Genomic DNA, 14,171 nt, shown 5'->3' with positions numbered 1-14,171 from the left:
GGAAACTCAGGACGGGAACCAGCGACTCCGCGGCCACGTTGACGATCTCCAGCTGCTGATTCATCGTCTCGTTCACACCCGAGTCGCCTACGTAGCGGAACGACAGGGCCGAAGAGAACTCCTCGCCCCCGAATCCGGGCTCGACACGCTGCACCTTGCCGACCCTGCCGGCGTGGGCATGCGGCCCGCACCCGGTCACAAGCGCCCCCGTCACCAGCGCCGCCGCTCCTGCGGCGGCCAGTCTTCGCCGACCGGACTTCACGATGCGCACCCCTCCCCATTGATCACATCGCGCGGGACGCTACCTGATCGCCGTCGTCCACTGAGCACCACCCCACCTGGGGATTCCCTGCCGGATGGGCGAGGCGCGGGGCCCGGCAGCGGTCTGCCGGGCCCCGCGCCTCGGGGACAGGGTGCCGTCAGCCCCGCTGGGCGAGGGCCGGGACGAAGCGGGCCGCGTCGATCGTTCCGACGCCGGTCGCCAGGTCGTAGCCCTTCGCCGCGGTGTAGCCGGGGACCCCCGCGAAGCTGTTGTTCGTGCCGTCCTTGACGTCCACGATCCCGGTGGACGGGTTCCGCGAGGACTGCGCGTACAGCGAGTACAGCGCCTGGTGGATGTCGCCCAGCCGGTGCCCGGCGGCCTGGTCGGCCAGGGCCACGATGCCCGCGAAGAGGGGGCTGGCCTCACTGGTGCCGACGTAGACGTCCCAGCCGACCCGCTTCGGGTCGTAGCTGGAGTACACCCACGCGCCGCCCTTCAGCGAGGCGGACATGGAGAGGTCCGGAGTGCCGCGGTGGCCGCCGACCTGCGCCACCCCGTTCTGGTACGAGGGACGGGCGAAGACGTGGGACAGGCCGCCGCCACCGGCGCCGGCGTCGTTGTACACGCTGTCCGGCGCGATGCGGTCGCCCTTGGCGTCCAGGTGCAGCTGGGTGCCGCCGACCGAGACCACCAGGGGGTCGGCGGTCGGCCAGGCGTTGACCCGGTACGGATAGTGGTCCTTGCCGTTCGGGGTGGTGTCGGTGGCTCCGCTGTCGCCGGAGGCGGCGACGACGGTCACACCGTGCCGGTGCGCGTCCTTGAAGGCGTACCGCAGGTTCTCGATGCTGGAGAAGTCACCCTGGCGGAAGCCGGGGAAGCTGTTCTCCGCCACGCCCCAGCTCTGGCTGATCACATCGCCCACGCCGCGGTCGATCAGCGACTTCTCGGCGTCCATGACCTCCCGCAGGCCGGTGGTGCCCTCCCCGATCCCGCCGACCGCGGTCTCCGCCAGGACGATGTGCGCGTCCGGGGCGACGGCGTGCGCCATCTCCACGTCGAGGGTGGTCTCCCCGGCCCAGGCGAGCTGGTCGGCGTCGGTGGGATCGAAGCGCGGGACCTTGCCCCACTTGACCACGTCGACGTGGGTGCTCTTCATGCCGAACCGGGCGCTGTAGACGTCCAGGTCCTTCTGGACGGTCGGCGAGCCGAACGGATCCACGATCACGATCGTGCGCCCCTTGCCGGTGATTCCTGCCCGGTAGAGCGGGTTGAGGTCGTACGCCTGGCGGTACTGGGTCGCGGAGTAGCAGCCGATCCGCCACTTCGCGCGGCACTCCGCCGTGGTCATCAGGTTGTGGGCCGCGCTCTTCGACTGCTGCCCGGCCGCCGGCGCGGGCTTGGCTCCCTGCGCCGGTGGCACGGGTGCGGCGACGGCGGCGGAACCGGACAGAAGCGTCGCTGCTGTCGCGAAACTGGTGAGGCTGGTGATCCAGGCTGCGGCAACCGCAGTGCGCCGCCGCGCATGAATCCTGCGCATAGATGCTCCTCGTAGTGGACTAGACCACGTTCGGCCGTTGACCGCGATCTCACTCCGAGGTCGTCCATGGGGCAAGCGATTGCCGCTGTGTCACTTGTCACTGCTTGGTCCGATTCGAGGCTCTATGTCCCTGCGGGGCGCGATGCGCACAGCCTGGGCAGCCCGGCGGATCCGCTGGTCGCACGGCTGCAGCCCGTCGGCATGGGGAACGGTGGCGACCCGGCCCGATGCCCGCTGTGCCGGTGATGTGAGGTGCCCCACGGTCTGTGCGCTGAGGTGCGGGCACGACGGAAGCGGCACGCTCGGCGGCGGGTCAGGGCCGGGGGTGCCGGTGGCGGCTCAGGCAGGGGCGCACCGCGCGGCGCCGAAGACGGCAGGTCGGCTTCGGGACGGCCCTCCGCAACGGCACGGGAGGAGGCGGCCGGCGCCTGCGGCGGGCAGGCTCCCAGCCGTGCGCCCTGATCGGCACGCGGCACAGGGGATCCGACGCCTTCGGAGCTGAGGAAGCCGGCCGGTGAGGAGAGGCAGTCCGGCGTGGCAGCGACGAGTCCGGGCACCCGCAGGGCCTCGTCGACGGGCGGCACCCGTCTCTATATCCAGGCCCTCACTCCGGCGCGGGAGCACCACCCGGATCGAGTGGGAACCCGTACACCACTTCTCTGGACGCAACCTGCGGGCGGGGGCCGGCACGGTTGCGCGCGCGACGACCGCGGAGCCGAGATGGGTGTGCGAACACCCCGCACGACCCACGGCCCCCGCGCCAACCCCTGCGGGTCACCCCCACCTTTGAAGGTCTCTAGCCGAATTCGCCGTCGCGCACGCCCAGTCGGAACGCCGCCCACTCCTCCGCGGTGAATCGCAGCGGCGGCAGTTCCCGGTGACGTGAATCGCGGACCGCAACCGCTCCGCCGCCGAGGTCCGAGACCTCCACACACATCTTGTCCCACCGGTTGCTGTAACTGCTCGTGACCCAGTCCGCATCAGTGAGGTCCATGGCGTACAGCTCAGCCTTGGCCGCGTCCATCCTGGGATCTCCCGTCGATCTCGGATGGAAAGCCCCCTTCAGCATCACCCTGATGCCCCTGACGTGCATCTCTTCCCTGGGTGCACCGGGAACGGCTCATCGGACCACGGGTGGTCCCGCCTCGATGCGGCGCAGCACCGGGAGCAGACGATCCAGGTCCGGGCCGCTCTGGACCTGCCGCTCGTCCCACCAGGTGGCGCCGGCGTCGTGCAGCGGACCGATCACGTCCCTGGCTTTCGCGGCGTCCGCGGGGGTGGCACCGCCGAGCACGAACTCGAAGGGGCGCTCGACGCCCACCGAACGGTGCTTGCGTACGTAGCTGACCAGTTCCTGCACCTCGGCCACATCGGGCACTTGGCCATGCCGTGCCGTCTCGAACAGCGGCACCGCGCCGTCCCACCGCGCTGCCCGCCGCATCGGCGCACGTCGCGGCCAGAAGCCGCCGATCCACACGGGCGGACCGGGCCGCTGGACGGTGGGGGGCAGCAGCGTCACGTCCCGGACCTCGTAGTGCCGGCCGCGGTGGTTCACGGGCTCGCCGGACCAGAAGCGCCCCAGCAGTTCCAGCCCCTCGTCCAGGCGCTCGGCGAGGAGGCGCGGATCGGTGGCGTCGCCGAAGCTGCCGTATTCCTCGTCGATCGGACCGCCCAGGCCCGCGGCGAAGATCATCCGGCCGCCACTGAGGTGGTCCAGGGTGGCCACCTGGCGGGCGAGTTGCTGCGGACGGTACCGGGGAACCGGCGTCAGCAGGGTGCCCAGCCGGATCCGGGAGGTCGCCAGCGCGGCCGCGGTCAGCAGGATCCAGGGGTCCCCGAAGGGACGCCCCTGGTGCCGCCGATGCAGGATGTGGTCCCAGACGAAGACCCCGTCCCAGCCCGCCTGTTCGGCGGCGAGCGCGACGACCGCGACGTTCCGGGGGTCGGCGAAGTCGCCGAAGTTGGGGAGGTTGATCGAAAATCGCACCCCAGCAGGATGCGCGGTCGCCCCCGGAACGGCAATCGGATTCACGGCCGGCCGCGCCTTGCGGCGCGCCTACCCGTCTCACCTGGGAGAGAGGGGAGTTCCGGTCCGACCCCGGCACCAGTTGCCCTGTTGGGCGCGGCCGTCACCCCCAATGCGCGACGATGGCTTCGTCGACGCCGAAGACCGCATCACAGTCGGCGCAGCGCGCGGCGCCGAATACGTAGGTCAGCTTGTGGGCGATATCGGGACGGCCGTCCGCGATGGCGCGGGCGTGCAGCCGTTGCCCGAGCCCCTCCATGGCTGAGGGGGCCTGCGGCTGTAGCGGCAGCCTTCTTGCCGCGGTCTGGTCCATGTACATGCTGTCGGTGGTCGAGAAGTAGCCGTACTCCCCGAAGACGATGAAGTTCTCCGAGCCGCAGGCGGGACAGGGCACCTCGTACTCCTCGTCGTTCAGCCCGTCCAGCCATTCGCCCCAGACCTCGACGCCCTCGAAGCTGAGCAGCGCGGCAAGCAAGTCGACGTACATGGGATCGCCGGCGAGTTCCGGATCCCGGAGGGATTCTTCGGTCAGCTTCATCAGGTCGGACATCTCGCGGGCGTACGTCGCTCGGGGATCCGCGTCGCCGTACGGTTGATCCGTGCTCGCGACAATGGCGCCGGCCAGGCAGAGCGGCATCCGCCGGTCCGAAGGCGACCACTGACGCGCCATCCGCGTCAGTGCGGGCAGGGCCGCGTAGCTCGCCGAGTAGACGGTGCCTTGGTGGCACAGCCGGGACCAGAGGTCGTTCCACTGAGGGGCGTCCGGACTCGGGCTCGCGCCGGCAAGCAGGCCGGGGATGTCTTCCGCTGTGCCGTAGGCGTGGTGAAGGTTCGTCCAGTCCGTCATGCCGGGTATCCAAGCAGTCGGATAGGACATCGCTGTGGCGTCCGGCGGAGCGGAAGGGCGTGAGCGACAGCATAGGGAAGACGGAAGAAGTCATGGGCGGGTGACCAGATCGCGCGTCGCTTCGTGCTGTCGAACCCCAAGGATCGACAGCACCACTTGAACCTGCGGGGACCTTGGGGACGCGTCGACGGCGGCTGACTTCGAGCCTCACATAGTGCTGTGGCCAGTGCAGACTGGGTGTCGCGGCCGGTCGTGGTCGCGACCGTGCGGGTAGCGGATCCCGGGGGATCTTGGCGGACGGGTGGGACGGAGTGACCGCTGTGGAAAGCGCTCTGCTGAGATCGGCGCACGAATTGCTGGAGGCGGGGCACGCACCGGTCGCCGCGTTCGCCGACCTCGCAGCGGAGACCGGCGACTGGAACGCCTCGGCTCGGGCCGTCTGCCTGGCACTGGGGATCCCGGCCCCGGACGTGGAGCAGCGACTCGGCCGCGCCGGCGTGGCGGCCCTCGCCGCGGAATTCCATCCGGGTGAGGAGGACTTGTGCGGTGAAGTCCTGGACACAGTGGGGCTGTTCGACGTCCCTCGGCCGCTCGATGAGCGTGGTACGGAGATCAAACGCCTACTGAGCACGGCCGCTGGGGCGCTGGGTGGTATCCCCAGCGGTCACGCGCTCTCCCTCTCCCGCCGCTTCGCCAAGGGAGAACTGACCGAGGCCTTCCTGCTGCTGGCACGGAAGGTGCCCCACCGCGAGCGAGCCAGGCCCGCGGAGTTCTGGGCGGCCCTGTCAGCCGCTGGTGACCTGCTGCTCCAGGCCGGCGGTGACGAACGTGACGAGGTCGAGCGCGCTCTCGCGGACTGCAGACGACGCACTGCCGAAGGCCCGCCGGACCGGCCCGGCCCCACCTAGGCTGGTCCAGTGCACTGATCACGCTGTTTCGGCTTGAGTGAGTGCCCCGGCAGGATTCCAACCTGCGCACACGGCTCCGGAGGCCTCGCGCTTCTCGACTAACGCCGCTGGTTGACGAGTTGGGTGTCTCGGCTCGTCGGCGACTGGTCCACAGGTCGTCCATAGGCGCCCGGATCGCACCACGAGCCTAGAAACCGGCTGTAGGAGTCCCTGACGCACGTCGACCAGGGTCCCACTTCACGCTTTCGCAGCTCAGCCCGCCTGCATGCCGCTGTTCGAGACGGTAGCCGACGGCCACGACCCATGAGGGCGGAGGATTTGCCGCCGCGCTGGTATTATGCGTCGGCTCGGGAGGGCATGGTCCCTTAGACTGACCCGAAGCCCGCTGCCGAGAAGCGTGAAAGAGGGACAGTGGATACCCCGCAGGACACTCCAGGAGCCTTGCCCGTACAGGAGGTCTTGGCGTTGCCCTTGGGGGGAGTGTTGCCGGGAGTACGCAGGGCCGGGGCCCTATCGCCGAAGCGGCCGGCGGTGGAGACTGCGGGACTTGCGGATGTTTTCCCGTATTATGCCGGATTTTCCTTCGAGTGGGCATGTCATCAGCTGGCACGGCACGAAAAAGATGAGCTGAGTGGCGCGACTGTTCTCGACCCGTGGAATGGTAGCGGTACTACGACACTCGCAGCGCAAAGTCTAGGTTTGAATGCTATTGGACTTGATCTCAATCCTGTCGCGAATGTAATTGCTAAGTTGCGGACACAGGATTACTTGCAAGTCGACGAAATTGTGCGCCCGCATGCGGGTGCAGGTGTGGATATGTGTGTGGATGCGGATCCGCTGGCCGCTTGGATTGCAGAACCCACCGTCCGCAGGATTCGGCAGTGGCACAGAGTGGGCGTGGAGATTGGCGGCCCCACTCAGGACCTGTTGACCGTATCGCTTTTTCGCGTAATTCGTGAGGCGACCAAGCGGTTTGAGGGAAGTAATCCCACGTGGGTGAAGCGTGCCAAAGAGTCATCGGAAACAGTCTTGATTGCCGATGAAGAGCTGGACGCAGCCATCGAAAGGCATGTTAGTTTCGTCTCTTCTCGCGTAGAGTCGCAGTCATCCCTGAGGCGAGTCGGCATAATGACCGCAGACTCTAGGGCTATGCCCATCGCCTCAAATTCAGTCGACATCGTCGTGACTTCCCCGCCGTATTTGACTCGAATTGACTACGCTGTTGCCTACTCGCGCGAGTTGGCACTCCTGGGTGTAGATATCTCAAATGATCGGTCACTGCGGTCAGGTCTGATGGGGACCACATTGATTCGGCGACAAGAGGAAAATCCCGCCACTTTTGGAGAGGTGGGGTCAAATCTGTTGTCGCTTATTCGGAAGCACGATAGCAAAGCGTCGTCCGGGTACTACCTAAAGCAAGCTCAGCAGTACCTTACCGATCTAACCTCAGGACTTGACGAGATTACACGGGTATGCCGGAGCTCGGCGACGGTGCATCTTGTAGTGCAGGACTCATTCTATAAAGACGTGCATGTGCCGCTCGCCGACATCTGCATTGACGAGGCAAGGATGCGCGGCTGGGCTCTGAGAAATGAGCCAGATCGTTTTCCAGTGCGCCGAACCCTCACCTCGCTAAACAAGTTCGCTCGGACTTACAAAAAAGGCGACGTTGCCGAGTCTGTACTAACCTTCAGTAGGGGGCAGTAGGGTGACGAGTCACCTTAGCGCGGAAGAGCTGATCGAAGCAGTAGACCAAAAAATCACTGCTGTCAGAACGAAGACCAACGATTTTTCCTTTAATGAACTGGCAGATATGTATGCCTCGGAAGAATTGGTCATCGATCCTGATTTTCAGCGCATGTTCCGGTGGTCGGAGGGTGCGCAGTCGCGTTTTGTGGAATCACTGCTCTTGGAGCTTCCTGTCCCTCCGATCTTTCTCATCGAGAGAGAAGATCGCGTATACGAGCTTATTGATGGTCTGCAGCGTATCTCCTCGTACCTCCACTTCCGTGGTGAGCTAACAGTCAACGGCCAGCACATGCCACCTCTCGTGTTGTCCGACTGTGACATCGTTCCAGAGCTGAACGGCTGCACCTATGCGTCACTTCCAAAGGCTCTGGAAATCAAGCTGAAGCGTAGTTACATTCGAGCGGAGATCCTTCGCAAGGAAAGTGACCCTCGCCTTCGTTACTACATGTTCAAGCGGCTCAATACGGGCGGTCTAGCGCTTTCAAATCAAGAGGTCAGGAACGCCACAATCCGTCTGCTTTCCAATAAGTTCAATCAGTTCATCATTGATCTATCGGAGAATGCGGACTTTCGGGTCTGCGTTGAGACGCTCACCGAGAAGGCAAGTAACGAGAGGTTCGACCAGGAACTCATCCTGAGGTTCTTCGCCTTCAAGAACTCCGGCGCTCAGTACAAGCATGACATTGCAGATTTCATGACTGAGTACATGGAAGATGTATCAGACCCCTCGGGGGTCACGCAATTCGATTATGAGCACGAGAAGCAGGTTTTCGAGAAGACGTTTCGTGTAGTCACTAGGATTGGCGAGCTTCTCGGGTGGGGACCGAGGGTGCTCGGAACTGTCGGCCGGAACGGTGAGCCGCGTTGGCAGTTCTCGGTGCATCACTACGAGGGAATTGTGCTCGGTATGCAGGATGCGCTGCATAGGATAAATCTTGAAGACGAAGAGGCAATGCAGAAACTTGCCGACGTTGTCAAAGATGGCAAGACCAACCCGGAATTCACGAAAGCCATTGGGGGAGGTAAGAATGACCGTATCTCCCTTCGGACTCGCATTGGATTCTTTCGCGACAGTTTCCTCCAGGCGCTGTCATGAACGTATCGGATATGCGGGCACAGCTGGAGGCGGACATCCTGTGGCGGCTGGACGAAATACGCCACCTCCGCAACCTGCTCCTACAGGGTGAAGATCCGGATAGGGCCTCTGTTTACTCTCTGCGTGCAATTCTAGTAATGCAGTATGCGCACTTGGAGGGATTTACAAGGACGGCGCTGTCCTTGTATATCGATGCAATTAATAGTCAAAGCCTGCCGGCCAAGTCATTAAGACCCGAGCTGCTGGCTGCCGCGCTTTCCGGCGAATTTGATACGTTGCGTCGTGGAGTGCCCATGAGCGGGGATGAGGGGAAGATGACCACTCGTGCCCGTCACCAGGTTGCCTTCGTTCAGCGTTTGCAAGAACTAAGCGATGGCCCCATTTCGATTGCCGCAGAAGTCGCTGTGTCGATGGAGATGAATCTTGGGTCAGATGTTTTGAAGAAGTGTCTTGTCGCCCTAGGTATATCGGTAGACAAGGTGAGGCGCGACCAGTATACGGCGATTGATTTCGTTAAGAATGTCAGGAATGACATTGCTCACGGAGGGCGCAAGGAAAAGATTCCGGGGGGACTTTTTTCGGCCCATCTCAAGAAGTGTGAGCAATTCATGAACGAGCTGGCTCGTGTGCTCACTAGGGCAGTTAGCGAGAAATGGTTTCTTGTGCAGTTTGACAGTGCTCCAAGCGACACCGTTTAAGGTGCCAAGTTAGGGCGGTGGAGCGGCTTTGGGCGGGAGCTGCCATGGGGCGAGAGATCATGGCCCCGTAAGCTTCCGGCGCGTCGGGCAGTCTGTGGACCTGCCCGTAAAGCACGACGTTGGGGCCATGATCTTCGAGGCTCGCCCCATGGTGGCTGCCTAAAGCCGCGGAGGCGACCGCCCCGGCCACATCGGGGTTCACCCCGTCAACCCCTCGCCGTTTGGCGGGCGGCCGGCGGCCGGGCCGGAGCGGGGCGAAGACAGGAGCGTCGGCCCGAGGCGCCGGGCCGCGCGCCGCCGCGCTCTGCGCGGCGGGAGCGCCTTGATGAGGTAGAGAAATCTGTAACAGCTCAGCTCGCGCGGCTGAGCACGTTCAGGTGCTCCAAGTAGTCCTTGCCGGTAGGCGCGTTGCCGAAGTCGCGGTTCACGATCGCGGCAAGCTCGCGGCTGACCATGAGAAGCGACGGGAGCGATTGACGCTCGCCCTTGAGGGCCCACTCTCCGTACTGGACTGCTTGCTCAAGATCGCCTTGTCGAGCGGCGACCACGCCGAGGGTGACTCTGGCTTCGGCCATGCGCATGGGTGCTCGCTCCGCCCCGTCGAAGTCGGTGCCTGCTCGGATGACCTCGTGGGCCAGGTTCTCGGCGAATCGGTCTTCGCCCAGTAGGCGATAGCAATCCATGGCGTAGAAGTCGAACTTGGCGGGGTCAACCACGAAGTGGTGATCGAGGTTCTCGGGGTAGGCCATGCCTTCGAGTAGCTTTCGGCCCCGATCCAGGGCGACTTCGGTCTGCCGGCGGTCGCCGAGACGCGCCCATCCCTTGGCCTCATGTGCTGCCAGCTGAACGGCGACTCCCTTACCTGGGGCGGCTTCGCTGCCTGCCTGAGATGCGGCCAGGATGCCGCGGTAGTCGCCGGTTGTGAGAGCGAACCAGGCGCGCATCTCGTGGGCCCATCCAGCGATCTCGGCGTTTTCGGCTTCGTGAGCGAGGGACAACGCTGCTCGACGGGTGCTCTCGGCGGCGGCACGGTCTCCCATGTCGTACTCGACGCACCCCACCAGGAGGGCAAGCCAGCCCGAAAGGGCCAGTACCTCTCGGTGCTGGGCGAGCGTGAGCCGCTGAGACTGGAGGCCGGCAATGCGTCGCAGCCATTGGCGACCCTCGATGGCGAGCTGGCCACTGGGAAGGTGCGGGTACTCCGAGCACAGGCGGTCGGTGGTGATACGGAGCGCGTCAAGCGTGGCGTTGTCGACGTCGGATGCTTGCAGCCGGCTCAGTATGTCCAGGGTTTCCATGCCGCTGGCCGCTGCGATCTCAGCGCCGCCGTCGCGTCGTCCGGCTACCGGAAAGATCGCATGGGTCACGGTGCCAAAGGTCTGGGCGATGATCGGCTGGTAGAAGTCGCTGGGCAGGACCTCGCCGGACTCCCAGCGCTTCCACTGCCGCAGCATGCTGGGGCCCTCAGGCAGAGGCTTGGGCGAGTGGGCGCGCAACGCGGCAACGGCTTCCGCCTGCGACCACTGCCGCGCCTCCCGCTCTCCCGCAATACGTCGCGCCCAAGCAGGCCGTTCGTCGCTCATGTGCCCTCCCATCGGGGTGCCTGCTTCGAGTCTGGCACCCAATGAGCCCCTGACACGGGGGGTGACAAGGGGTTGTCACCACTGCTGTCCACCCGTGACACCTTCGATGTCACTGGCCACCCGATCACGCACCGCGCATGGTGTCTCACACGTTAAGCGCTGCCCGGGTGATCGGCTCGCTCCTCCAGCTTGGCCACTCGGGCGGCAAGCCGCTGAAGCTCGGAGGTGAGCGCCTTGATCTCGTCCCGAACGTCGGAGGCAGCCGGCCGTACAGCGCCGCTGTCATCGCCGGTGTCGTCCTTGACGAAGTACCCCCGGTTGGGGACCGACCTGATCAGGCCCTCATCGATCAACTCCTGGAGGCCCTTGGTCACCGTGACCGGGTGGACCTGGAAGCGGTCGGCCAACTCTCGAAGGGATTGCAACTTCCTTCCCGGGCCCGGCTGTCCGGACGCGATCTCTGTCCGCAGGGTCTCGGCGATGCGACTCGCCTTCGTCCTCGGATCGTCTGGGGGGACGCTCATGCGCCGATCGTACCGAGGGGTGCGGACTATCACGCCCTACTCCGGCCGAAGGTGTTGCACACTAGTCTGTGATAGTGCACTCTATTCGTGATGGCTTCGCCGTTGCGATTCACCGGGAGAGCGGCGCATCTACCGCCAAGCAGCTCCGCCGCCCTCCCTCGTCCTCGAAAGGAACTTCCATCATGCCGTCCTTCAAGATCGACACTTCTACGGCCGTGGTTTTCGTCGCCACCCCGCCTACCCCGAAGCTGGTGAGCAAGCAGACCGGGGAGGTGGCGATCGACCGGGAGACCGGTGCGCAGCTGATGATCGTGGGTCTGCTGATCTCCGATGAGGGTGAGGGGAACCTGTACCAGGTGACCGTGCCTTCCACGGGGGTGGACGCCTCGCTGACGCCGGGGACGCCGGTGTCGGTGATCGGGCTTAAGGCCCGGGACTGGGAGAACACGTTCAACGGTCAGACCCGGCACGGGATCTCGTTCCGCGCGGTGGCGATCACGGCGGGAGTCTGAGCCGTGGATCTGGCGACGCTGATCGAGATCGGCACCCCGCTTGCGGGAGCTGCTGGTGGCCTGGGCTACGCGAAGGTGAAGGCGCCGGGCGTGTACTGGTCGCTGGTGGGTCTGCCGGTCGCGTTGGGCCGGTTCCACTTCACCTACGCCTCCACGATGGACGTGTGTGGGCTGACGGTGGCCCCGTCCCGGCTGCGGGCGTTCATGGTCCGCAACGTGGCGCGCCGTGAGGTGCAGCCGGTCCCGCCGAAGATCCGCCGCGTCGCCGGCTCCGCCACCGGCATGCGGGTTCGCCTCCGGCTCCCCGCCGGGCTGGAGCCCGATGACGTTGCGGCGGCCTCGAACCGGCTGCGGCATGCCTGGGGTGTCCACGCGGTCCACGTGGCCGAGATCAAGCCCGGCGTCGTGGAGCTGCGCATGACCGGCTACGACGTCCTCCGACAGGTCCGCATGCCGCGTCGCCTTCCGTCCGGCCCGATGGTCGTCCCGGTCGCGTTACGGGAGGACGGGACCGCGTTCGCCCGGAACTACCGGGAGATCCCGCACGCCCTCACCTTGGGGGCGAATCAGTCGGGCAAGTCGATGTATCAGCGCAACCTGATCAAGCAACTCGCCAAACTGCCCGTGGCGCTGGTGGGGATCGACTGCAAGCGCGGCGTGGAACAGACCCCGTATGCGCCGCGCCTGTCGGCCCTGGCCACCGACCCCGAGCAAGCCGCCGGCCTGCTGGACGCGCTGGTGGGGGAGATGGAGTCCCGGTTCGATCTCCTCAAGGAGTACCAGGGCACCGCGTTGTCGACGCCGAACGGGGAGATCACCTCCGACATTTGGGGACTCCCCGAGAGCGTTCGGCCGGTCCCGGTCGTCGTCCTCGTGGACGAGGTTGCCGAGCTGTTCTTGACGGCGACGAAGAAAGACGAGGAACGCCGGGACCGCATGGTCACTCAGCTGATCCGGCTCGCGCAGATGTCCCGCGCGGTCGGCATCTACCTGGAGATCTGCGGCCAGCGCTTCGGCGCGGAACTCGGCAAGGGTGCCACGATGCTCCGCGCGCAGCTCACCGGCCGCGTGGTCCATCGCGTCAACGACAAGCAGACCGCCGAAATGGGCCTGGGCGACATCTCACCTGAGGCCATGCACGCCGCCACCGCCATCGCCGCAGACCGGCCCGGGGTCGCGGTCGCGGGTGACGCCTCCGGCGGGTGGACCCACATCCGCACCCCCCTGACCTCGATCACCGAAACCGCCGCGGTCTGCCGGGCCCACGCCGGCCTGGTCCCCGATCTGCCGAGCCTGGTGCCGTTCCGGCCGCACGTCCCGGAGATCGCTGCTCCGGCCGGTGATGCCGTGCCGCTGGCCAGGCCCCGCCCGGTCACCGAGTAACCCGCACTCCCCGCACATCGGTCGGCGTGACCGCTTCGCGCCAGGTCCCTACCCCACCCATGCCAAAGCCCGGAAGGAGTGATCCGTAATGGCCGCTCGCAAGACCACCAGCCGCCCGTCCACGACCGAACCGCCGAAGTGCCCGGACTGCCAGGACGGCGAGATCACCGAGACCGTCCGCGTCGGCTCCCGCAAGGGCCGTGAGACCGGTGACCGGCAGGCCGCGCTGTGCCTGACCTGCTTCGGCACCGGCACCGCCCCGTCCTGACCCTCAACGCCCCCGGCGCCGGGCGGCCGGAGAACCCGCTCCCCGCCCGGCCCTGGGACCAACCCGAGAGGAGGTGACCCGGTGTCCCGCCCCAACCGTTTCGACCCCGTACTGATTCAGGCCGTGATCGCCGGTGCGCTGTCCTTCGCCCACCTGCACGACATCGCCGAAGCCGCCGGCCAACACGGCTGGAAAGCCTGGGCCTACCCCGTCTCCGTTGACCTGCTCCTGGTCGCCGCCTGGCGCCGCATGCGCATCCTGCGCGCTGCTGACCGTCCGGCCCGCGCCGCCTGGACCTGGTTCGTCATCGCCCTGACAGCATCCCTCGGCGCGAACATCTCCACCGCGGGGCTTCTCGACATGAACGCCGTCCCGGCCTGGCTGCGCATCCTCGTCGCAGGCTGGCCCGCCCTGGCCTTCCTCGGCGGCACCCTCCTCGCCCACACCCCCACACCGGCACCCGAACCCGCCACCGACCCCGCCCCGGCGCCCGAAGCGGCCTCGGCCCCGATTGCGGAACCGGCCCCACAGGTCACGGTCGAACGCGCCCCCGACCCGGTGCCGGAACTCCCCGCGCCTACGCCGCCCGAGATTGCGCCGGCTGTCTCACCTTCGGTTCCGCCGGCGTTGCTGGCGCACGCCCGGAAGATCGCCGACACCCACCACGCCACCACCGGCCAACCGATCGACACCGCCACCCTGCGCACCCGCCTCGGCATCCCGCCGGCCCTGGCCGACGTCATCGCCGCCCAACTCACCTGACAGGAGGACACGCCCC

At 66.1% G+C, this 14,171-nt stretch carries 14 protein-coding genes; 8 read left to right on the top strand and 6 right to left on the bottom strand.

From position 1 onward, the window contains the following. Positions 1–419: 419 nt before the first annotated feature. From PV364_RS12745 to PV364_RS12730, 4 genes are all read right to left on the bottom strand, one after another. Positions 420–1,799: a S53 family peptidase gene (locus PV364_RS12745; protein WP_319659994.1), complete on the bottom strand. Its 1,380-nt coding sequence runs from the start codon at positions 1,797–1,799 to the stop codon at positions 420–422. 796 nt (positions 1,800–2,595) lie between these two features. Next, positions 2,596–2,823 carry a DUF397 domain-containing protein gene (locus PV364_RS12740; protein ID WP_319659993.1) on the bottom strand — a complete coding sequence of 76 codons (228 nt, stop codon included), beginning with the start codon at positions 2,821–2,823 and terminating at the stop codon, positions 2,596–2,598. Between the two features lie 96 nt (positions 2,824–2,919). Continuing rightward, a complete protein-coding gene (locus PV364_RS12735; RefSeq protein WP_319659992.1) occupies positions 2,920–3,786 on the bottom strand; it encodes an LLM class flavin-dependent oxidoreductase in 867 nt (288 codons plus the stop codon). A gap of 142 nt (positions 3,787–3,928) precedes the next feature. Continuing rightward, the gene (locus PV364_RS12730) at positions 3,929–4,672 is read right to left on the bottom strand and encodes a hypothetical protein (RefSeq protein ID WP_319659991.1); all 744 of its coding nucleotides are present in this window, start codon (positions 4,670–4,672) and stop codon (positions 3,929–3,931) included. A gap of 320 nt (positions 4,673–4,992) precedes the next feature. Between PV364_RS12730 and PV364_RS12725 the strand changes: the two genes are divergently transcribed. The 4 genes from PV364_RS12725 to PV364_RS12710 all read left to right on the top strand — a co-directional run bounded on the left by PV364_RS12725 (position 4,993) and on the right by PV364_RS12710 (position 9,123). Further along, positions 4,993–5,580: a hypothetical protein gene (locus PV364_RS12725; RefSeq protein ID WP_319659990.1), complete on the top strand. Its 588-nt coding sequence runs from the start codon at positions 4,993–4,995 to the stop codon at positions 5,578–5,580. Between the two features lie 531 nt (positions 5,581–6,111). Then, positions 6,112–7,287, top strand: coding sequence for a DNA methyltransferase (locus PV364_RS12720; RefSeq protein ID WP_319659989.1), 1,176 nt, complete (start codon positions 6,112–6,114; stop codon positions 7,285–7,287). Position 7,288: 1 nt separating this feature from the next. Continuing rightward, positions 7,289–8,425 (top strand): DUF262 domain-containing protein, encoded by a 1,137-nt coding sequence (locus PV364_RS12715; protein WP_319659988.1) that lies wholly within the window; start codon positions 7,289–7,291, stop codon positions 8,423–8,425. Beyond that, positions 8,422–9,123, top strand: coding sequence for an MAE_28990/MAE_18760 family HEPN-like nuclease (locus PV364_RS12710; protein WP_319659987.1), 702 nt, complete (start codon positions 8,422–8,424; stop codon positions 9,121–9,123). Before PV364_RS12715 ends, PV364_RS12710 begins: the two co-directional genes overlap by 4 nt. A gap of 350 nt (positions 9,124–9,473) precedes the next feature. Here the strand turns inward: PV364_RS12710 and PV364_RS12705 are convergent, their stop codons facing one another. Both PV364_RS12705 and PV364_RS12700 read right to left on the bottom strand, forming a co-directional pair. Continuing rightward, complete coding sequence (locus PV364_RS12705) at positions 9,474–10,706, bottom strand: XRE family transcriptional regulator (RefSeq protein ID WP_319659986.1); 1,233 nt, start codon at positions 10,704–10,706, stop codon at positions 9,474–9,476. A 152-nt stretch (positions 10,707–10,858) separates the two neighbouring features. Beyond that, positions 10,859–11,230, bottom strand: a complete 372-nt coding sequence (locus tag PV364_RS12700; protein ID WP_319659985.1) for a winged helix-turn-helix domain-containing protein — start codon at positions 11,228–11,230, stop codon at positions 10,859–10,861. A 182-nt stretch (positions 11,231–11,412) separates the two neighbouring features. On the opposite strand from PV364_RS12700, the gene PV364_RS12695 reads away from it, so the two are divergent. The 4 genes from PV364_RS12695 (at position 11,413) to PV364_RS12680 (ending at position 14,155) form a co-directional block, all read left to right on the top strand. Next, positions 11,413–11,742 carry a hypothetical protein gene (locus PV364_RS12695; RefSeq protein ID WP_319659984.1) on the top strand — a complete coding sequence of 110 codons (330 nt, stop codon included), beginning with the start codon at positions 11,413–11,415 and terminating at the stop codon, positions 11,740–11,742. A 3-nt stretch (positions 11,743–11,745) separates the two neighbouring features. Continuing rightward, entirely contained in the window at positions 11,746–13,125 is a 1,380-nt protein-coding gene (locus PV364_RS12690; RefSeq protein WP_319659983.1) for an FtsK/SpoIIIE domain-containing protein, read from the top strand. 88 nt (positions 13,126–13,213) lie between these two features. After that, entirely contained in the window at positions 13,214–13,393 is a 180-nt protein-coding gene (locus PV364_RS12685) for a hypothetical protein (protein WP_319659982.1), read from the top strand. Positions 13,394–13,474: 81 nt separating this feature from the next. Continuing rightward, on the top strand, positions 13,475–14,155 hold the full coding sequence (locus PV364_RS12680) for a DUF2637 domain-containing protein (RefSeq protein ID WP_319659981.1): 681 nt from the start codon (positions 13,475–13,477) through the stop codon (positions 14,153–14,155). The last annotated feature ends 16 nt before the right edge of the window (positions 14,156–14,171 follow it).

This window comes from Streptomyces sp. MI02-7b (genome assembly GCF_033793585.1).
Taxonomy (GTDB): domain Bacteria; phylum Actinomycetota; class Actinomycetes; order Streptomycetales; family Streptomycetaceae; genus Actinacidiphila.
This window is presented reverse-complemented; position numbering and strand designations above follow the sequence as displayed.

Excerpts from the sequence above, each read along its gene's own strand:
- PV364_RS12745 (WP_319659994.1), bottom strand. The coding sequence starts at position 1,799 with ATGCGCAGGATTCATGCGCGGCGGCGCACTGCGGTTGCCGCAGCCTGG.
- PV364_RS12740 (WP_319659993.1), bottom strand. The coding sequence starts at position 2,823 with ATGGACGCGGCCAAGGCTGAGCTGTACGCCATGGACCTCACTGATGCG.
- PV364_RS12730 (WP_319659991.1), bottom strand. The coding sequence starts at position 4,672 with ATGACGGACTGGACGAACCTTCACCACGCCTACGGCACAGCGGAAGAC.
- PV364_RS12710 (WP_319659987.1), top strand. The coding sequence starts at position 8,422 with ATGAACGTATCGGATATGCGGGCACAGCTGGAGGCGGACATCCTGTGG.
- PV364_RS12705 (WP_319659986.1), bottom strand. The coding sequence starts at position 10,706 with ATGAGCGACGAACGGCCTGCTTGGGCGCGACGTATTGCGGGAGAGCGG.
- PV364_RS12700 (WP_319659985.1), bottom strand. The coding sequence starts at position 11,230 with ATGAGCGTCCCCCCAGACGATCCGAGGACGAAGGCGAGTCGCATCGCC.
- PV364_RS12695 (WP_319659984.1), top strand. The coding sequence starts at position 11,413 with ATGCCGTCCTTCAAGATCGACACTTCTACGGCCGTGGTTTTCGTCGCC.
- PV364_RS12685 (WP_319659982.1), top strand. The coding sequence starts at position 13,214 with ATGGCCGCTCGCAAGACCACCAGCCGCCCGTCCACGACCGAACCGCCG.